Genomic DNA, 17,576 nt, shown 5'->3' on the forward strand with positions numbered 1-17,576 from the left:
CATGGTCCAGTGGCCGCTGAAGCGGATCGGCGAGGTACTCATCGACGGCGTGTGGGCGCGCGTGCCCATGCGCGAGGACACCTCCGTCACCATCACCCGCGGCATCGGAGCGGAGGCCGTCACCGCACAGCCCGCCGGCACGTCGGTACGGATCAACGACCCGGACGCCATCTACAGTCCGCGCAACGCCGAGTCGGACCTGTACGGGAAGTTCGGCCGCAACACCCAGTTCCGGTTCCGCGTCGCCGACGCCCCGAGCGTCCCGGCCGCCGTCCTCGCGGACACCTTCACCCGCACCGTCGCGAACGGCTGGGGCACCTCCACCTCGGGCACCACCTGGTCCATCTACGACCCGACCGGCGCCTCACCCCCGGCGAGCGAGTACTCGGTGTCCGGCGGCGCGGGGAAGATCACCTCGTCGACGCTGAACGCCAGCCGCTACATCGCCACCAGCGGGCTGAACATCGGGGACTACGAAGCCACCTTCACCATCAACGCGAACCAGATCGCGCAGGACACCAACACCGAAGAGGCGATCCTCTTCACGCCGATCCTGCGGGTGAACCGGACGAACCACCAGTACTACATGGTGCCCATCTCGCTGCGCCCCCGCACAGGCGTGTTCGGCATCGGGGGCCTGTCGGTCGGGGTGCAGATCACCAAGGTCGACCTGCTCAACGACGACACCCGGGGGCTCTGCCCGGCCCGGACTGTTCCGGGCCTCGGCTACGCCATCGAGACCTCGCTGAGGGTGCGGGTGCGCTGCGCGGGCGCGGAGATCTACGTTCGCGTGTGGACCGACGGAGAGGTCGAGCCGGAGAACTGGCACGCGCAGACGTACGACGAGTCGTTCACGTCGGGGGAGTTCGGGTTCCGCGCCCGCTGCGACGCGGACGACACCACCACCCCGATCGTCTACGCCTTCGACAACCTGGAGATCCTGCCGCTCACCGCGGACGACGGCAGCGTGCGCATGGTGGGTGAACTCGCCGCCTTCGAGTCGTACGAGGACGAGTCCGGGGCGGACGCGTACGTCGACGTCGACGCGGCCGGCATCCTGCGCCGCTACGACGGCCCCCAGAAACCCGCCCGCTCGGCCCTGGCCCGGCACGTGGCGGGCTACCGGCCGTGCGCCTACTGGCCGTTCGAGGAGGGCGCCCAGGGCAGCACGTCGGTGGCGCAGGTGGCGGACACCTCGCCCGCCGGACCGCTGGCCGCCAGCCGGATCGACTTCGCCCGCGACACCACCCTCACCGGCAGCGCGTCTCTGCCGACCGTGCGCGCCGGCGGCACCCTGCGTTCCACGGGAATCCCCGGCTTCGCCACCGGCCGGTGGGCGGTCTACTTCATGATGAAGTTCACCACCCAGGGCTATCCGATGGACGGTGCGGAACACCAGATCCTGTCCTTCTCCACGGCCAACGCCACCCTGACCCTGTACGCGGCCGTCAACGTGGCCGACCCCAGGATCATTCTCCGCGGAGTGGACTCCTCAGGCGCCGCCATCGGCGTCACCCTGGCCACCGTCAGCCAGGCCAACCTGATCAACGCGGGGAACCTGGGCTTCCTGGACAGGTGGCAGCGGGTCAAGGTGTCGGGCCAGGAGTCGGGCGGATCCACCACCTACACCCTGTCCATGATCGACCCTGACGACTCCGGTCTCACGGCCAGCCTCGACTCGATCGCCCACGGCGCGGACCGGGTACGCGCCGTCAACACCACCTTCGGCACCGGCGTGACCGGCATGGGCATCGGCCACCTGAGCGTGTGGGGGGTGGCGTTCACCGACGCCTACACCCAGCACTTCGAGACCACGGACCTCAGCTTCGAGATCGGCTGCCCCGGGCTGACGGCGAAGGACTGGCTGTCGATCCTGGGCACCGACCAGCGCCAGGCCCTGGAGACCGAAGGGCCGGCGGACACGCTGCTCGGCCCGTACTACGACGACACCTTCATCAGCCTGGCCCAGGCCGCGGCCCGCACCGACATGGGACTGCTCACCGAGCACCGAGACCGGCTCGGGCTGCGCTACGTCTCCCGCCAGGCCCTCTACGACCGGCCCGTCGCCCTGGTCCTCGACTACCGCTCCGGCATGATCTTCTCCCCCTTCACTCCGAAGGACGACGACAAGGGCCTCATCAACCGCATCACCGTCAAACGCCGGGAAGGGTCCGAGGCCAGCGCCGAGGTGAGCGAGGGGCCACTGTCCGTCCAGCCGCCCCCCGACGGCATCAACGTCAACGACGACAGCGCCGACACCATCGTCTCCTCCGACGACCAGCTGCCCTCACAGGCCGGATGGCGGCTGCACGTGGCCGCGTGGGATGCGATGCGGGTGGCCAGCCTCACCCTGAAGATGGCCAACCCGCGCATGAGGGTGCTCCTCGACACGGTCCTCGGACTGAAAGAAGGCTCCCGCATCCAGGTCGTCAACACCCCCAAGCGGTACGGGCCGGACGGCTTCGACCTCCTGGTCCGAGGCAGCAAGGAGACCCACGCCGAGGGCGTCTTCGACATCACCTTCAACTGCTCCCCCTACCGGCCGTACGTGACCGGCCTGGCCGTCCAGGAAGGCTCGGCGGTATCCCCTACCGACCCGCGCGCGGACACCTCGGGCGCGGCCCTGGCCGAGGACCTCGACGCCACGGAAACCGCAGTCGACGTGCTGACCGCGGACAGCCGCGTGTGGATCAGGACCGCCACCTACCCGGGCGACTTCCCTGTCGACATCGTCGTCGGCGGCGAGCGCATGCGCGTCACCGCGATCACCGGTGCGACGTCCTCCCAGACGTTCACCGTGGTCCGCTCGATCAACGGGGTCGTCAAGACCCACGCCACCGGGGCCCCGGTCCAGCTCTTCGACCCCACGTACGTGGCCCTGTAGGAGGACCGCATGGCCGTATACCCGTCCATCCCAGCGGGACGGCGGCTCACCGACGCCCTGCTGGAATCGATGCTGCCGATCTTCGCCGTCAAAGCGGTCACCGAACCCATCACCAACAGCACCATGCAGAACGACGACGAGCTGCTGGCCGCGGTCGCCGCGAACGCGACCTACGACGTCACCCTCAAGCTGCTGTACGACTGCGCGACCGCCGCGGACATCACGCTCGGCTGGTCCGGCCCGGCCAGCGCCACCATGAACTGGGCAGCCATCGGCGCCCAGGTCAACGTGACGTCCTCGGGGACGGTCCCGGACATGAGCATGCAGACACGGCTCATCACCGAGGTACAGGATCTCGGAGGCGGCGCTTCGACCGGCACGGTCGCCTGGGTGACCGGAACCCTGCTCACGGCGGGCACGGCCGGAACCCTCAACTTCCGGTGGGCGCAGAGAGCGACCAACGCCACCGCGACCAACGTGCGTGCCGGATCGTCCCTGTGGCTTCGCCGCACCGCATAAGGAGCACTCATGCCCAAGGTCGTCCAGCCGCTGTACAGCATCCAGTACGACGGAACGAACGGTGAGCACATCGCCGGCACGTGGTGCACCGGGATCAGCTTCGTGTCCGACACCGGAACCGTTCTCTCCTTCACCGGCGACGGCCGGGACTACGCCGTCAACGTGGGCGAGTGGCTGGTCATCTCCTGGGTCGGCGCCAACGATCCGATGACCTTCACGACGGAGGAGTACACGAGCCGCTACGTCGAACTCCCGTAACCGTCAGAAGCCCCGCACTACCCGCTGCCCCGCGCCATCCGGCCCGGGGCTTCGTCATGTCTGGAGGCACTCATGGCCTGGTACCCGGGCGCCACCCGGATGGAGCTCCAACCCGAGTCGGACGATCAGCCCGCGATCCGGCCCACGCAGCTCATCGTGCACAGTCTCGCCGCGCCGTGGGACGAGCGCCGGACCTACGAGTACTGGCGCGACAGCACCAACCTCGAAAGCCACTTCGGCCTGGACTACGACGGCAGCCTCGGCCAGTTCATCGGCACCGAGACCCGCGCCGACGCCAACGCCGCAGCCAACCGGCGAGCCGACGGCACCGGGGCGATCAGCGTCGAGACCGCCTCCAACCTGCACGCCACCGACGAGTGGACGAACGAGCAGGTCGAGGCGCTCATCCGGCTCGGGGTGTGGGCCCACCAACGGCACGGCATCCCACTCCGCATCTGCCGCAGCGCTGACGACGACGGCTTCGGCTGGCACAAGCAGTTCGACGCCTGGAACCCCAGCGCCCACGCCTGCCCAGGGCCCGCACGCATCGCCCAGTTCAAGACCGTCGTGTTCCCGGGCATCGTCGCCCGCGCGACCGGCACCACCACCCCCGAGGAGGACGACGTGGCACTGACCACCGAGGACATCGACAAGGTCGCGCTCGCGACGGCGAACAAGCTCATCGCGGGCGGGGGCGTTCTCGAGAACAGCGACGTCGACCGTGTCGCGAAGGCGGTCGCGGCCAAGCCGGCCGTACTGACCGACGCCCAAGTCCAGGCGCTGGCCGCGAGCCCGGTGCTCGCCGAGGCCATCGCCGAGAAGGTCGCGGCGAAGCTCGCCGCACGCCTCGCCAACTGAAGGAGAACCATGTCCAGTTCCTCATTCCCCAACGTCGACACCGTGGTGAAGACCGCTGGCACCTACGCGAGAGACCTCGCTGAGCGCACCCTCGCCACCGCAGTCGTCGCGGCCGGCGGCGTCGCCGTCGCGGCCGGGCCCGCCGACATGTTCCACGCCTCGTTCTGGGAGACCATGGGCGCGGCCGGAATCGCGGCGGCCGGGACCCTGCTGAAGGGCATGCTGGCCCGCGCGTTCGGGTCGAAGAACTCGGCGTCGCTGGCCAAGGGCGTCTGATGCTCCGGGCCGCGCGAGCCCGGCTCTGGCGGCACCTGGGCTGGCGCGGCCTGGCGCTCGCGGGACTCGGCGCCTGCTGGATCGTCTACGGCACCGGCCTGATCGTGACCCGCCGCGCTGGCGTCACCGCGGCAACGGAACCCGTCACCGGCCTGATGTGCATGGAGGCATGGGGCGCAGTCTGGATCGCGTGCGGTGTCCTCGGCCTACTCGCCGGGGCCCGCAGGCCAGGCCGGGATCTGTGGGGGTTCGCGGCAGTCGCCCTGCCCACGATCGTGTGGGCGGTTGCGTACAGCGCGGCGGCGGTCCGCGGCGACTACGCGCCCGGCTGGGCGTCAGTCCCTCTGTTCGTCGCGGTCCTGCTCCTGGTCGTCATCGTCGCCGCGCTGACGGGGGGACAGCGCCGGATATGCGCGTGCGCGAGAGGGGGCACCAGTGGGAGGTGACGGCACCGTCCTGGGGGTGGTGATCGCCGTCGTAGGCGTCATCGGGTCCGTCCTCGTCGCGAAGGTCTCAGCACCCAGGGTGGCGCCGGACCGGCCTGCCCCGGAGGGCGACGACCTGCGGGACGTCGCCGAGCTGCGTGTCAGCCCGGAAATCTGGGAGCGGTTCGCCGTCCTGGAAGCCAAGGTTGACCATCTGACCGAGCTGGTGGAGAAGAAGAAGGAAGAGGTCACGACGCTGGAGCGCCTGCTCCGGATGGCGATGCGCATCGTGCGCCGCGCGAACCGGCGCCTCGTCGGTGGTGGAGCTCCACCCGAGGAAGTACCCCGCGAGCTGATCCCCTACAGCATTGACTGACCAAGCGGCCCCGCCCTCCTTCGGGAGAGCGGGGCCGCTTTCGTCATGCCCGGGGTCAGCTGCCTTGCGGGGCCTGGCCGTAGATGCTGACCCACCGGTCACCGCGCATCACGATGTCCGCTGTCTCGACGGGCCGCCCGCTGTCCTGGTCGTAGTAGGTCCGCTCGATCACGAGGACCGGCCCAGGCGGTGTCATGCCGAGGTTCTGGGCCTCTGGCCGTGTCGCCTGCCTGGCGCGCACCCGCTCAACGGGATCGCCTACCTCGATGCTGATCACCCGCATCCGGGCGGCCACCCCGACGCCCGCGTACGGGCCGACCTCCGGAAGCGCGATCAGTGACTGTCCGGTGAGGGCGAGGGGCTCCCACGATTCGGCCAGCTGCACGGGCTGCTAGTCTGCGAGGTACACGTACGAGGTGTGCATGACCGGTGCCTCGGCCTCGATGCCGAGTCGTACGGCCACCGCCTCGGTCGCCTTCTCCGTGGTCGACTCGTGCCGCCACGTGCCCACCGCGCCCTGCTTGGCCGCGCCTTCCGCGAACGGGCTGTCCTCACTGCGGCGGTGGTGTCTACGGACGAGGAGCTCGGGGGTGTCCTGGCTGCGGACGTAGTGGCCGGCGCCATGCCGAGAGACGACGAGGCCTTCCTCGACGAGGAGCTTGTACGCGGCGGTGGCGAGGCGGCTGCTGCCGCCCCACTCGGTCGCGATCTCGGAGACTGACGGGAGCCGACTGCCCGGCACGAGGTCTCCGGATTCGATCCGGGCTCGGATCTGTTCGGCGACCTGCAAGTACCGCGGCGTATCGGTCGTCACGCTGTGCCCCTTTCCGTGTGACGTACGTGACAGAGTAATGAGTTCCGGTCTACTCTTGCGCAACAGTTAGCCTCTCACGCGAGAGTGGGTGTCGGGCATGCCTATGAGCCTGCGAGCAGCAGCTTTACGTGCCGCCGTGGAGCGGGCCCTTGGCGAGCCGGTGCACGCACTGAGTATCGGCGGCGGCATACGCATCCACGCACCTGCGCCGGCCTCGCGTGACACCCGATGGCCCGCCCTCCTGGTTGCGCTACGCAGTGCAGACCAGTGGGGCAGCGGCGACGCGGGAGACACCCGGGAAATCTGGGCCGAGATCCACGACGAGGTGAGCGATGACCACGCCCGATAAGACCCCCGCCGCACCGGGCACCCCAACCGCCTTCGGCTGGTGCTCCTGGCACGAGGGAAACGCGAGCGGCATCCGGCTGATTCAGGCGCATGAGCAAGGTTCGGGCCCCGGTGGCGGCGCGTTCGCCTGCCAGCCTTGCCGAGAGAAGCACGGCCTGGTCCCGTTCTCCGACCGGCCGATATGAGCAGCATCGAGACGACTCCGGAATGCTCGATCGACATCGGGCACAAGTACTGCGCGGGTCCGCAGGTGATCCGGCGCGAGGGCGCTCCGGAGTGGGAGGTGCCCATCATGGTCATACGTTGCAGTTGCGCTTGCCACCGCCGAAGCGCGGCGCCTTCGCTGTCGAAGTAGAAGTCTGCCGTCGGCACCCGTGACCGCCCGTCAGCGCACAAGGTCGGCGAGGGGGATCTCGAGAACGTGGGCGATGCGGAGCAGGGTGGACAGCTTGTATTCCTCGCCGCTCTCCACTCGCCAGAGTGTGACGCGGTCGAGGCGGGCGGCGAGGATGACCTGCTCCTGGGTGAGGTTCTGCCGCTCGCGTTCCGCCCGGACCTGGGCGCCGATGGCCCGGCGGCGGTCGGTGATCCAGGTGTCATCGTCGGGGGCGTCTTGCACCCGTCACACGCTCTGGTGATCAAGGGAGTATGTCTGCTGACCGCATTCAACATTTTGCGATCTTGGTTGCATGGCCACAGACTTCTGAGGGCATGAGTCAACGACCCGGCGCCCCGGCGTCGCGCAGAACGCGCAGCCCTGCGGCTCTCTGGCATATGCCGTGGGGCTACGGGTATGGTCGATTAATCGAACGCATGTTCACACGAATGGGTGATTACGCGGGCTGACCTGCCCTGATAGACATATGTGAACGTTGATGCAGTCGCCAGGCATCGACTCCCCGGTCGTGCCGGGCGTCTCGGAGACGGTGCCCCCCTCTCAGCGGCGACCCGGCACGAGTGCCCCCGTCCTCCTCCTGGAGTGCGGGGGTTGCTCATGTCGTCGGTGACCTGCAGCTTCACCATGATCGGTTGGTCGATATTTGGTCGACCGAACCCCGTAGTGAAGGTGTATCCAGGGTGTAGGCAGGCTGTAGTCAGACTGGGAACCGGCCGCACGAAAAAGACCCCGGACTCTCCCTGACCTGGGAGTTCCGGGGCCTTGGCCCTGATGGGCAACGTGCCCTCGGCAGGATTCGAACCTGCGACACCGGCTTTAGGAGAGCCGTGCTCTATCCCCTGAGCTACGAAGGCGGGGGCTTGTGGAAAACCTTGTCGAAAAGTCCAGGATGCAGATCCTCGGCAAGGGCACAAACCCGCTGGTCAGCGGTGGTGCCACATCCCCTGCGCTGGTGATCGAGCAGACAACATGGCGTACCAACTACTGGCCAAGGACAGGGTAGCGGATGTGGGCGGGCGAGGGTTGCGGGGATCCGGTCTGGTGGGTCCGGTGACGTAGGCAAATGCTTCTGACCTGCTGGTTCTGTCGTTGATGAAGAGCGGGCGGCGGATGCGGAGGAGGCCGGAGGGGAGGATGGTTGGACCGTTCTGTTCCCTGTGTTGGCTTGAGGGTGTGCTTGTCGCCGCCGCAGAGCGACCCTGCGTGACACTGCCCCTTCTGGGGTGTGGCGTGCCGGTTGGCCGAGGGTGTCCATGTGCCAGGGATCTGCCCGGTTGCGGAGAGGGTAGTGGGTCCCCTTGCGGGTGATGCGGACGGACGCTTGGTGGACTTGTGGGGGCCTGAGGCGGGCGGACTCACTCCAATACCCCGCAGGCTTCAGAAGTGGCCGGACGGTGTCCGGTCCGCTCTGTGAGGAGCCGAGAAACATGTCCATGGCGGTACGCGGGGCCGCTGTGCTGGTGTTGATCTGCGGTGCCGCGGGTTTCTCATAACAGCAATGCGCGTTCCGGAATCCGCTGTTCCTCTCCGCCCGGCTTATTCACGCCGTGGCGGGCTTGTGGTGTTTCTCGCTACCGTCGCGGGATGGCACTCAATGATGAGTTCGCGGCCGACTTACGACAGAGCGAGGCGCCGACCGGGGTGATCGTCAACGCGCTGCGCTGGGACATCCTGAATGACTGGTCCGGTACCTGAACGACGACGCGCACCCGGAAAAGACGGCTGAGATGGCGTACGTCTGGGGATTCATAAAGCGGGATTTCGGCGGCGATGCCCTGCGGTGCCTCTGGGGCAAATACGAGGCGAGTTACGCGATGTTCGCCGAGGCGGTGTGGCTGCTGCACCGCGAGTTCAGTGGGCTTGATCCGCTTTGACGGACATCCGAGATCAGGGGTTCAGCCCCGGGAGGATGTCCATCATGGAGAGCATGGGGAAAAAGAAGCCTCGCCCTCGCCGCTCGTTCACGCCGGAGTTCAAGGCCGAGATCGTCGAGCTGTGCCGACGCTGTGACCGTTCGGTCGGTCAGATCGCCAAGGACTTCGATCTGACCGAGACCGCAGTGCGCGACTGGGTTAAGCAGGCCGAGGTCGACGCGGGCGAGCGGGACGGCCTGACCAGCAGTGAACGCGAGGAACTGGCCGCGCTGCGGCGGGAGAACCGACGCCTGCGTGAGGACGTCGAGGTCCTCAAGCGTGCGACAGCTTTCTTCGCGAAGGAGACCCGGTCACGGTGCACCCGTTCATCGAGGCGGAGAAGCGTGCAGGTCACGGCGTCAAACGAGCGTGTGAGCTGCTGAAGGTCTCCCGGACCGCCTTCTATGCCCGCCGCACCGGCACGCCCGGTCCACGCGCGGTCCGTGACGCCGAACTGGCGGCACAGATCACCGATGTCCACACACGATCGCGAGGAACCTACGGTGCCCCGCGCGTCCATGCCGTGCTCAAGCGGGCAGGCGCCGGGTGCGGCCGGCGACGTGTCGCGCGGCTGATGCGGGCTGCCGGCCTGCAGGGCCGGTACCTCAGACGGCGGCACCTGACGACGATCCCTGATCCACGAGCTGCCTTGCGGCCCGATCTCGTCGTCCGGGACTTCCAGCCCGACGCCGGCTCGCTGGATGCCCGCTGGTGCGGCGACATCACTTACATCGCAACGGAGGAGGGCTGGCTCTACTTGGCCACCGTCATCGACATCGCCTCGCGTCGCGTGGTCGGCTGGGCAACGGCTGATCACCTGCGGACCGATCTGGTCGCCGATGCCCTCACCGCCGCCTGCAGGCAACGTCGCCCCACCGGTCCGGTGATCTTCCACTCGGACCGCGGCTGCCAGTACACCAGCCACCAATTCGCCCTTCTGGCAAACCAGTTGGGGGTGCGTCTGTCGGTCGGCCGCACCGGGCAGTGCTGGGACAACGCGCTCGCCGAGTCGTTCTTCGCCACCATCAAACGGGAGTTGCTCGACACAAGCTCCTGGCCCAGCCGGGCCGCCGCCCGCACCGCGATCTTCGACTTCATCGAGGGCTGGTACAACTTGCACCGTCTGCACAGCAGTCTCGGTTACCGCAGTCCCGCCGAATACGAGACCGCACTTGCAGCCTGACCACCACACCAATGATGTCCGTCAAAGCGGAACAGCTCACCCGGACGATCGGTCCGACGGACTCGGTGAAGTAGCGGCCGAGGGGGCCGGACACATCGGAGACCGGCAGGCCGAGGGGCAGGCTTGAGCAGGTGGCTGTACAGGTCGATGGTCTGGCGCTGAGGCACGTCGGAGAACTGCTGACGATCCTGCTGCTCACGGAAGAGGTCGCGGGCTCCCATCAGGTGGGTCTGGAGCTTGATGTGGCGTCGGACGCAGTCCTCGACGATGTCGACGAGTTCTGCCGCGCGGCTCTTGCGTACGGGCTCCTCCGCCTCGTCGCGTACCTTGGCCATGTACTTCGCGATCGCCCGCTCGGCCCTGACCCGCTCCTCGACATGGGCGAGCGCGTCGTCGAGCAGTTTCGGGACCTTCTCCCGCCAGTCCACCGCCTGCACGTTGCGCTTGGTCGCGTCCAACTGGACCCGGATCATCTCCCCGTACTGGATCGTACGGATACGCGCCTGCTCCGCGACCAGTTTGGCGTCCGCCAGCCGGCCTCGCCTGATCAGGTTGTCCAGTTTCACCTCGGCGGCGACCTGGGCGGACTCGACGTCGGTGTCCAGGGCTCCGACCAGGACGTTCAGTGCTTCGTCCGACGCCCGCAGATACAGGCTTCCCGTGTCGTCCCTGCGCTCCTCGATGAGCTTGAAGTCGAAGATGTGCACGCTGTAGACGCCCTCGGAGTCCACCGCTCCGTACGGTCGGCGGAACGAGCGATCCACGTCCCCGAGATTGATCAGACTGTCCAGTACCCACGCCGCGACCCGAGCATGCTCCTGGGTGGAGCGCTGCGGCGCCTGCCGTGCGACGAACCGCTGGACCCGTTCCAAGACGTGCTGATGGCTGGCACCCGTGTCGAAGTCCATGGCGATCGCGACCTGGTCGATGGTGTGCAGAGCGATCTCCGCCATCAGGTAGGCCTTCGCCTCGGCCCACTCGATCTTGCCCTTGTGGGCGTCGAGCTCATGCAGCGGAACAGTGCATGCCAGCGCCTTCGCCCTGCGGCTGAGGCCTTCGTCGACCGTGACGGCGGGCTCCCAGGTCTCATCTCGCACAGTCGGCACACTAGCCTTCCACGGCTACTCCGCTCATGGGTTTTCTCAGCTTATTTGTCCGTCCTCCTTGAGGCATCCACGGATTCAGCGGGACGTGGATGCGACGGAGGTGGAGTACGACCTTGTGGGGCGGATCGTTAATTCTTCCAGCCAAGTGGCCCGATCAGGCCGGGAGTCGAGGGCTCGGGTACACAACATGACTGTGCGTGTGCGGGCAGAGGTGACGAAACCCTCGGCGAACCGTGTGCCGACCACGAAGGTCGGGTCACAGCGTCAGGGGGTCCCCGGAGTGGATGCCATCGGCTTCAAGGTGCCACCAGCTGGTGAGGCCGATGTCGCGCAGAAAGGGAAGATCGTGGCTGACGACGATGAGCGCTCCCTGGTAGCTGGCCAGCGCACGGATGAGTTCGTCGATACTGGCCAAGTCCAGATTGTTCGTGGGTTCGTCCAGCATCAGCAGCTGCGGAGCCGGTTCGGCCAGCAAGAGTGCCGCGATGGTCGCCCGGAATCGCTCCCCGCCGGATAGGTCGGCCACCAGCCGGTCCGCGGTGCGGCCTTTGAAGAGCAACCGCGCCAGCCGGGCGCGTATCTCGTTGTCCGTCGAGTGCGGGGCGAACCGGGCAACGTTCTCGATGATCGAGCAGTCCTCCTGGAGTATCCCGAGGCGCTGCGGAAGATAGCGTGAAGGCACATGAACCTCACTGCGCCCCTCGGCCGGCTGTATCTCCCCAGCGAGCGTCCGCAAGAGGGTCGTCTTGCCCGCACCGTTGTATCCGGTCAGGGCGATGCGCTCCGGGCCGTGCACCCGGATGTCCCCCAGGTACGTGCCGGTGCGCAGGCGTGCCTTATAGAGGGAGAGGACGGCCCGTTCCGCGGGGACCACGGTGCCGGGGAGGTCTGTTCGCATCACGGTGGTCTCGCGTAGTTGGTCCTGTGCGCCGACGAGTCGTTCCCTCGCCGAGGCCAGGCGCTCTTCATGCCCGCCCTGACGCTTGCCGGCGGACACCTGCGCGGCTCGCTTCTTGTACTGGGTGGTTCCTTTGTCGAATCTGTTCTGAGCAGATTGCGTCTTGCCATACCGGGCGCTGCGTGCCTGCCGGGTCTGCGCATCGGCCAGCGCTCGCTGCTCTCGGGAGACCTCACCCTGGGCGTTGCGCACGAAGCGGGCTGCCGCCTCCTGCTCGGTGCTGATACATGCCTCGTATGCGTCAAGGTTCCCGCCGAAGGTGCGCAGGCCGTCGGCGTTTAGCTCGGCGATGTGATCCACCCGCGACAGCAGGTCCCTGTCGTGGCTGACTGTGATCATGATCCCCCTGTGCCGAGCGAGTGCGTGGTAGAGGTAGTCACGTGCGCGGCTGTCCAGGTTGTTGGTGGGTTCGTCCAGCAGGAGAACGTCGGTGCGGTCCAGCAACAGCGCGGTGAGCCTGAGCAGTACCATCTCGCCGCCAGACATATCCCCCACGGCACGGTCCAGGCCGATGTGGCCTAGCCCGAGTTGGGCGAGTGTGGCCTGGGCCCGCTCGTCCACGTCCCAATCATCACCCACCTCCGCGAAGTGCTCGTCCCGGACATCCCCGGACTCAATGGCTCGTACTGACGTCCGGATGCGGGCGATTCCCAGGACTTCGTCGACCCGTAGGGACGGTTCAACTGAGAAGTCCTGCGGAAGGTAGCCGATCCTGCCGTTTACCCGCACAGCCCCGGTATCAGGGGTCCGCAGTCCGACAATGGTCCGCAGGAGAGTGGATTTTCCGCTGCCGTTGACCCCGATGAGTCCGGTGTGGCCGTGACCGGCCGTCCAGGACAATTCCTTCAGCACCGGAGTGCCGTCGGGAAGAGTGACGAAGACATCAGCGCAGACGACAGATGCGGTGGTGGGGGTGGACAGGGCTGCCTCCGGGGAGAGTTTGTCGTAGTCACACCTGCTGGGCGGCCCGGATGACCGCATCGGCCACGGCGGGCGCCACACGGGGGTCCAGTGAGTGCGGCACGATCCGGTCTATCGCGAGGGTGTCCTCGGCGACACTGGCGATCGCGTCCGCCGCGGCGAGCTTCATCTCTGTGGTGATGAACCGGGCGTTGGCGTCCAGGGCGCCGCGGAAGATGCCGGGCGAGGCGAGGGTGTTGATGATCTGGTTGGGAAAGTTGCTGCCCCCTGTGCCCACGACGGCGGCGTACCGGGAAGCCAGACCGGGATGGATCTCGGGGACCGGATTGGACAGAGCGAAGACGATTGCCTCGGGCGCCATCGTGGCGATCAGGGACTCCGGGACGGTCGTCGAGCACAGGCCGATGACGGCGTCGGCATTGAGGAGAGCTTCCGCCGGTCCGCCACGCAGATCGCGTGGGTTGGTACGGGCGGCCAGGGCCGCCTTAACCGGGCTCAGTTCACCCCGGCCGTCGAACAGGATGCCTTGTGAATCGAGCACGGTGACGTCCTCGGCACCGGCGGCCAACAGGAGTTCCGCCGTGGCAGAACCGGCTGCACCGGCGCCGAGCACCACGATCCGGCTTGTGTCCAACCGCCGACCGAGCAGCGTGCTCGCGCCCCGCAGACCGGCCAGGACGGCCACCGCCGTCCCGTGCTGGTCGTCGTGGAGCACCGGACAGTCGAGTGCCGCCTTGGCCCGTGCCTCCAGTTCGAAGCAGAGGGGTGCGGCGATGTCCTCCAGACAGACGGCACCGAACGACGGCCGGAGCCGGACGAGTACCTCGATGATCTCGTCGATGTCCGACGAGTCGAGGACCAGGGGTATGGCGTTCAGCCCGGCGAAACGCTTGAAGAGGGCGGCCTTTCCCTCCATGACCGGCAGCGCGGCGGCGGGCCCCACATTGCCCAGGCCGAGCACAGCGGAGCCATTGGTCACAATGGCGACAAGACGGTGGGCCCAGGTGTACTGGGCGGCGAGAGAAGGATCCGCCGCGATGGCCTGACTGACCTTGGCCACACCCGGTGTGTAGGCGACAGAGAGGGTTTCAGGATCGTCGATGGGAAGGGTGCATCCCATCGACAGCTTCCCCCCGCTGTGTGCTGCAAATATTTCCGAATCCCTGATCCGGACCGGTTCTTGCGAACTGATGACAGTCATGCCGCCCTCTCGGACTGTGCGAGGAGACCGGCGAGGGCCTGCTCCATCCGCTCCGCCTGCTCGGTGTTCTCGGCAGCGATGCAGTATTCACCGTAACCGCCGGACGCACTGCTGTCCTCGACCGTGACGAGCACGCCGGTGCGGGACACGGGGTCGTATGCCAGGCCACTGTCCGCCAGACGCTCGAAGACGGCGGACGGGAAGGTGCACCGCCGCTGTTCCACAAGTACACGTCCGTTGGGAAACTCCGCGCCCACGATGCGTTCGCCGATGTGATAGGCGTGCGTGGACCCGCTGACCCGGCAGTTAAATTCGTTGATCAGAATTTTCTGAGCGGGTGTCACGATGGCGTCGACGCTGACGATGCCGCGGTACCCCATCGCGTGTACGGCGGTGCACAACTCGTGTGCCTCGCGCAAGAAGGGGTCGAAGGCGGGGAGCCCGGCGGCGGGCGCCGGCCAGACATGGCCATTCAGCACGGGTTGCATACGCATGGCGCCGTGGCCCGCGAGTTCGATGCCCTGGCCGGTGAGATGGAACTCGACACACAAGGGCAGCGAATCGGCGAAATACCTTTCCACGACGACCGGGCTGCGGCCGGCATCGGTCAGCCAATACCACCGTTCGGCAAGGTACTTGGTCAGTTCCTCCCGGTCCGTCGCAACCACCGTCCTGAGAGCTCCCACCGGCTCGACTCCCGGCACCGGGCTGACGATCTCGTTGCCGAATCCGGCGACGTGGAAGTCCTGCTTGAGGATGGCGGGCCGCCCCTGCGACAGGAGTTCTCGCCAGACGAACTCCTCCGCCTCGTCCTGCGTTGTGCATACCCTGCCCTCCGGGACGGCGACACCGGCGCCGGCCGCGAGTGCGCGAAAGGCGGCCTTGCTGTTGAGTAGCTTGCCGCCCCCCTGGTCCAGGAATCCGAAGCCCGGAGTCATGGCATCCAGGCCAAGTCCCTTGGCCATTGCGGCAATGGTGCTGTCGAAGTGGAACGGAAAGATCTCACCTATGCCGTGAGACGCGACGAGGTGCTTCAACTGCCGTAGTAGATCCTCGTTCATCAGCCGGTCCCGCGAGAGAATTCCGGCACCGTAGTGGCCAGCCGGCGGAACGACGACTTCGATGGTGCCGCGGTCTATGTGCAGGAGATCGGTGACATACCTGAGAAAGCGCTCACCCGGCAGTACGGGCAGCACGAGAACATCACCCTCCTGCATGGACCAGGCCATTCGTTGGGCCTGATTTCCCAGATACTCGCGATACTCCGGAGAAAGTATCTGCAAGTCTCCAACCATTTCCTCGGTGCGCTGGTTACTGATGATCAGCTTGGCCATGAGAGAGGCTCTCCTTTCGACCCTAGACGAGTTTCAAACTAAGTGCGATGCGTGTGAGTTCGGCCTTGTTTCCCACACCGAACTTCGACCGCACCCGCTTGACGTAGGTGTCGACCGTGTGTCGGCTGATGCCGACCTGGCGGGCAACCTGATCGTGAGTCAATCCTGAGGCGATGAACTGGAGCACCTCCTGTTCGCGCGGGGACAGGGGGGCAACCCAGTGGTGGCCGGTCATCGCTGCGGTGGACGACGGGACGGCCCGCAGGCCGTTCACCCGGCGGAGTACCTCGTCGGGCTGCGTTTCGGCGCTCAGGGAAATGATCTCCGGCGCCCCGCGTTCGCCGGACTGTGCCGCCAGGCATGTCGCACGCGTCAAGAGTTCGTCCTCGATGACCAGGATGTCGATTTCCTTCAGATCTCCCGGCAGCTCGTCGACCGAGGTGTGGACGACGTCGCACGAGGACTGTGCCATCAGTAGGTGCTTCAGCCCCAGCAGCACCAGGGGGCGTCGGTGGCAGATCGCTGTTCGCATGGAGGCAGCATCCAGCCGTCTCTTCCCGTTCCGGTACCGTCCGGCTCCCGCGCCGGTCCGGTCACGCCCTGCCGAGCGTCGAGGACAGGACTCGTGACGCCCATTTGGACAGGTAGAAGTGCCCTCCAGGGAACTGGTCGACCGTCACGGCGCCGGTGAAGTGCTCGGCCCACGCGTGCAGGGCCTCGGTCGGTACCGCCGCGTCAGCCGTTCCTCCGAACACGGCAGCGGCGCAGTCTAGCGGGGGTTCGGTGGCGCAACGGTAGTTACTCAGCAGCGCGAAGTCCGCCCGGATGGCCGGCGCGATGAGGGGCCGCAGTTGTGCCGATGCGGCGATCTGAGGTGGGATGCCGCCGAGTCGGCCGACCACTGCCAGCAGTTCGGCGTCGTCAAGACCTTCCAACGAGGGTAGCCGCCGCTCACGGTGAGGCGCCCCGTGTCCGGACAGCGCGATCAGTTCGGGCAGTTTCCGGCCGTCGCGGCGCAGTTGGCGGGCAGTCTCGAACGCGAGGGCGGCGCCCATGCTGTGGCCGAGGAAGAGATACCGACGGCCCTGGACGTCCTCCGCCACGAGGCGGGCCGCCGCAGCGGCAAGGTCGCTCATCTGCCGGAACGGTGGGATGTCCAGCATGTCCTGCCTGGCGGGCAGTTGTATCGCGCGCAGCCCGACCGTCTGTGGCACTAGGGCGGTCCACGGGTGGTAGTACGTCGCGCTTCCCCCCGCGTACGGAAAGCAGTAGAGCAGGGTCTCGGGATCGCGGATGGAGCCGAAGGTCCGCAACTGAAGGCTGGGGCGGACGGCCGGTGCGGCCTGAGTCGTCATGGCGGTCACGGTTTCAGCATCGGCGGTGTCTCGCCGTCACGTCATGTCCCCTGAACCGGTGTCACTCATTTCTGCGGCGTGCCTGCAGACCACTCTGGCGGAACTATGAGACACACACCATGCGCGGCATTTACTCAGAACGAAAGGTTGGTTTGGTGGCCATTCCCCGGAAGCAGTCAGCGGTGCCGGACGCACTGGCAGAGATTTGGTGCAGGACGTTGAAGGTGGATTCGGTCGACACCGATGGTGACTTCTTCGGACTGGGCGGCCATTCCCTTCAGGCAATTCGCGTCAGCATGCTTGCCGCAAGAGAGTTCGGGGTTGACGTACCAGCTGCTGAACTTATTTTCGATTCCCGTTTCAGCTCCATGGTCGAGCGGATACAGGCGGCTTTGCATCAGGTAGAGACAGCAGAACTGGCCACCACTTCGACCGGAACCGAGGTCTGAC

General features: G+C 66.9%; 20 protein-coding genes and 1 tRNA gene. 11 read left to right on the plus strand and 10 right to left on the minus strand.

The window, feature by feature from the left end; translation table 11 throughout:
* The first annotated feature begins 1 nt into the window (after position 1).
* The 7 genes from STRTUCAR8_RS45770 (at position 2) to STRTUCAR8_RS45800 (ending at position 5,596) form a co-directional block, all read left to right on the plus strand.
* Positions 2-2,884 (plus strand): hypothetical protein, encoded by a 2,883-nt coding sequence (locus STRTUCAR8_RS45770; RefSeq protein ID WP_006383349.1) that lies wholly within the window; start codon positions 2-4, stop codon positions 2,882-2,884.
* A 9-nt stretch (positions 2,885-2,893) separates the two neighbouring features.
* The gene (locus STRTUCAR8_RS45775) at positions 2,894-3,403 is read left to right on the plus strand and encodes a hypothetical protein (protein WP_006383373.1); all 510 of its coding nucleotides are present in this window, start codon (positions 2,894-2,896) and stop codon (positions 3,401-3,403) included.
* Positions 3,404-3,412: 9 nt separating this feature from the next.
* Positions 3,413-3,661 carry a hypothetical protein gene (locus STRTUCAR8_RS45780; protein WP_006383328.1) on the plus strand — a complete coding sequence of 83 codons (249 nt, stop codon included), beginning with the start codon at positions 3,413-3,415 and terminating at the stop codon, positions 3,659-3,661.
* 72 nt (positions 3,662-3,733) lie between these two features.
* Positions 3,734-4,519 (plus strand): peptidoglycan recognition protein family protein, encoded by a 786-nt coding sequence (locus STRTUCAR8_RS45785; RefSeq protein WP_006383334.1) that lies wholly within the window; start codon positions 3,734-3,736, stop codon positions 4,517-4,519.
* Positions 4,520-4,528: 9 nt separating this feature from the next.
* Entirely contained in the window at positions 4,529-4,795 is a 267-nt protein-coding gene (locus STRTUCAR8_RS45790; protein ID WP_006383375.1) for a hypothetical protein, read from the plus strand.
* Positions 4,795-5,241, plus strand: coding sequence for a hypothetical protein (locus STRTUCAR8_RS45795; protein WP_006383369.1), 447 nt, complete (start codon positions 4,795-4,797; stop codon positions 5,239-5,241). Before STRTUCAR8_RS45790 ends, STRTUCAR8_RS45795 begins: the two co-directional genes overlap by 1 nt.
* Positions 5,231-5,596: a hypothetical protein gene (locus STRTUCAR8_RS45800; protein WP_006383344.1), complete on the plus strand. Its 366-nt coding sequence runs from the start codon at positions 5,231-5,233 to the stop codon at positions 5,594-5,596. The genes STRTUCAR8_RS45795 and STRTUCAR8_RS45800 overlap by 11 nt, the downstream gene beginning before the upstream one ends.
* 55 nt (positions 5,597-5,651) lie before the next feature.
* Here STRTUCAR8_RS45800 and STRTUCAR8_RS54970 read toward each other — a convergent pair whose 3' ends face one another.
* The 4 genes from STRTUCAR8_RS54970 to STRTUCAR8_RS45815 form a co-directional block, all read right to left on the minus strand.
* The gene (locus STRTUCAR8_RS54970; RefSeq protein WP_006383381.1) at positions 5,652-5,981 is read right to left on the minus strand and encodes a UTRA domain-containing protein; all 330 of its coding nucleotides are present in this window, start codon (positions 5,979-5,981) and stop codon (positions 5,652-5,654) included.
* 6 nt (positions 5,982-5,987) lie between these two features.
* Complete coding sequence (locus STRTUCAR8_RS54975; RefSeq protein ID WP_006383365.1) at positions 5,988-6,410, minus strand: GntR family transcriptional regulator; 423 nt, start codon at positions 6,408-6,410, stop codon at positions 5,988-5,990.
* Between the two features lie 733 nt (positions 6,411-7,143).
* Positions 7,144-7,377: a helix-turn-helix domain-containing protein gene (locus tag STRTUCAR8_RS45810; RefSeq protein WP_006383360.1), complete on the minus strand. Its 234-nt coding sequence runs from the start codon at positions 7,375-7,377 to the stop codon at positions 7,144-7,146.
* A gap of 559 nt (positions 7,378-7,936) precedes the next feature.
* Positions 7,937-8,009, minus strand: a tRNA-Arg gene (locus tag STRTUCAR8_RS45815).
* Between the two features lie 873 nt (positions 8,010-8,882).
* Between STRTUCAR8_RS45815 and STRTUCAR8_RS53055 the strand changes: the two genes are divergently transcribed.
* From STRTUCAR8_RS53055 to STRTUCAR8_RS52095, 3 genes are read left to right on the plus strand one after another with little or no spacing between them, the layout of a single operon-like run.
* Positions 8,883-9,029 carry a hypothetical protein gene (locus STRTUCAR8_RS53055; RefSeq protein ID WP_158697502.1) on the plus strand — a complete coding sequence of 49 codons (147 nt, stop codon included), beginning with the start codon at positions 8,883-8,885 and terminating at the stop codon, positions 9,027-9,029.
* A gap of 53 nt (positions 9,030-9,082) precedes the next feature.
* Complete coding sequence (locus STRTUCAR8_RS53060) at positions 9,083-9,451, plus strand: transposase (RefSeq protein ID WP_143666551.1); 369 nt, start codon at positions 9,083-9,085, stop codon at positions 9,449-9,451.
* The gene (locus STRTUCAR8_RS52095) at positions 9,385-10,251 is read left to right on the plus strand and encodes an IS3 family transposase (RefSeq protein ID WP_044474024.1); all 867 of its coding nucleotides are present in this window, start codon (positions 9,385-9,387) and stop codon (positions 10,249-10,251) included. Before STRTUCAR8_RS53060 ends, STRTUCAR8_RS52095 begins: the two co-directional genes overlap by 67 nt.
* On the opposite strand, the gene STRTUCAR8_RS45830 is transcribed toward STRTUCAR8_RS52095, so the two are convergent.
* The 6 genes from STRTUCAR8_RS45830 to STRTUCAR8_RS45855 all read right to left on the minus strand — a co-directional run bounded on the left by STRTUCAR8_RS45830 (position 10,209) and on the right by STRTUCAR8_RS45855 (position 17,126).
* Positions 10,209-11,348, minus strand: a complete 1,140-nt coding sequence (locus STRTUCAR8_RS45830) for a hypothetical protein (RefSeq protein ID WP_199791740.1) — start codon at positions 11,346-11,348, stop codon at positions 10,209-10,211. The two genes, STRTUCAR8_RS52095 and STRTUCAR8_RS45830, sit on opposite strands and share 43 nt — an antisense overlap.
* A gap of 265 nt (positions 11,349-11,613) precedes the next feature.
* Positions 11,614-13,296 carry an ABC-F family ATP-binding cassette domain-containing protein gene (locus STRTUCAR8_RS45835; protein ID WP_006383382.1) on the minus strand — a complete coding sequence of 561 codons (1,683 nt, stop codon included), beginning with the start codon at positions 13,294-13,296 and terminating at the stop codon, positions 11,614-11,616.
* Positions 13,265-14,437 (minus strand): NAD(P)-dependent malic enzyme, encoded by a 1,173-nt coding sequence (locus STRTUCAR8_RS45840; protein WP_006383327.1) that lies wholly within the window; start codon positions 14,435-14,437, stop codon positions 13,265-13,267. The genes STRTUCAR8_RS45835 and STRTUCAR8_RS45840 overlap by 32 nt, the downstream gene beginning before the upstream one ends.
* Positions 14,434-15,771 carry a preATP grasp domain-containing protein gene (locus tag STRTUCAR8_RS45845; protein WP_006383319.1) on the minus strand — a complete coding sequence of 446 codons (1,338 nt, stop codon included), beginning with the start codon at positions 15,769-15,771 and terminating at the stop codon, positions 14,434-14,436. Before STRTUCAR8_RS45845 ends, STRTUCAR8_RS45840 begins: the two co-directional genes overlap by 4 nt.
* Positions 15,772-15,793: 22 nt before the next feature.
* A complete protein-coding gene (locus tag STRTUCAR8_RS54980; protein WP_006383356.1) occupies positions 15,794-16,270 on the minus strand; it encodes a response regulator transcription factor in 477 nt (158 codons plus the stop codon).
* Positions 16,271-16,364: 94 nt separating this feature from the next.
* Positions 16,365-17,126, minus strand: a complete 762-nt coding sequence (locus STRTUCAR8_RS45855; protein ID WP_059072976.1) for a thioesterase II family protein — start codon at positions 17,124-17,126, stop codon at positions 16,365-16,367.
* A gap of 119 nt (positions 17,127-17,245) precedes the next feature.
* Between STRTUCAR8_RS45855 and STRTUCAR8_RS45860 the strand changes: the two genes are divergently transcribed.
* Positions 17,246-17,575: an acyl carrier protein gene (locus tag STRTUCAR8_RS45860; RefSeq protein WP_078507518.1), complete on the plus strand. Its 330-nt coding sequence runs from the start codon at positions 17,246-17,248 to the stop codon at positions 17,573-17,575.
* The last annotated feature ends 1 nt before the right edge of the window (position 17,576 follow it).

The sequence above is a fragment of the Streptomyces turgidiscabies Car8 genome, from assembly GCF_000331005.1.
GTDB lineage: Bacteria > Actinomycetota > Actinomycetes > Streptomycetales > Streptomycetaceae > Streptomyces > Streptomyces turgidiscabies.

Excerpts from the sequence above, each read along its gene's own strand:
- STRTUCAR8_RS45790 (WP_006383375.1), top strand. The coding sequence starts at position 4,529 with ATGTCCAGTTCCTCATTCCCCAACGTCGACACCGTGGTGAAGACCGCT.
- STRTUCAR8_RS45780 (WP_006383328.1), top strand. The coding sequence starts at position 3,413 with ATGCCCAAGGTCGTCCAGCCGCTGTACAGCATCCAGTACGACGGAACG.
- STRTUCAR8_RS53060 (WP_143666551.1), top strand. The coding sequence starts at position 9,083 with ATGGGGAAAAAGAAGCCTCGCCCTCGCCGCTCGTTCACGCCGGAGTTC.
- STRTUCAR8_RS45775 (WP_006383373.1), top strand. The coding sequence starts at position 2,894 with ATGGCCGTATACCCGTCCATCCCAGCGGGACGGCGGCTCACCGACGCC.
- STRTUCAR8_RS45845 (WP_006383319.1), bottom strand. The coding sequence starts at position 15,771 with ATGGCCAAGCTGATCATCAGTAACCAGCGCACCGAGGAAATGGTTGGA.
- STRTUCAR8_RS45785 (WP_006383334.1), top strand. The coding sequence starts at position 3,734 with ATGGCCTGGTACCCGGGCGCCACCCGGATGGAGCTCCAACCCGAGTCG.
- STRTUCAR8_RS45770 (WP_006383349.1), top strand. The coding sequence starts at position 2 with ATGGTCCAGTGGCCGCTGAAGCGGATCGGCGAGGTACTCATCGACGGC.
- STRTUCAR8_RS45795 (WP_006383369.1), top strand. The coding sequence starts at position 4,795 with ATGCTCCGGGCCGCGCGAGCCCGGCTCTGGCGGCACCTGGGCTGGCGC.
- STRTUCAR8_RS53055 (WP_158697502.1), top strand. The coding sequence starts at position 8,883 with ATGGCGTACGTCTGGGGATTCATAAAGCGGGATTTCGGCGGCGATGCC.
- STRTUCAR8_RS45855 (WP_059072976.1), bottom strand. The coding sequence starts at position 17,126 with ATGACGACTCAGGCCGCACCGGCCGTCCGCCCCAGCCTTCAGTTGCGG.
- STRTUCAR8_RS45840 (WP_006383327.1), bottom strand. The coding sequence starts at position 14,437 with ATGACTGTCATCAGTTCGCAAGAACCGGTCCGGATCAGGGATTCGGAA.
- STRTUCAR8_RS45835 (WP_006383382.1), bottom strand. The coding sequence starts at position 13,296 with ATGCGGTCATCCGGGCCGCCCAGCAGGTGTGACTACGACAAACTCTCC.
- STRTUCAR8_RS45860 (WP_078507518.1), top strand. The coding sequence starts at position 17,246 with ATGCGCGGCATTTACTCAGAACGAAAGGTTGGTTTGGTGGCCATTCCC.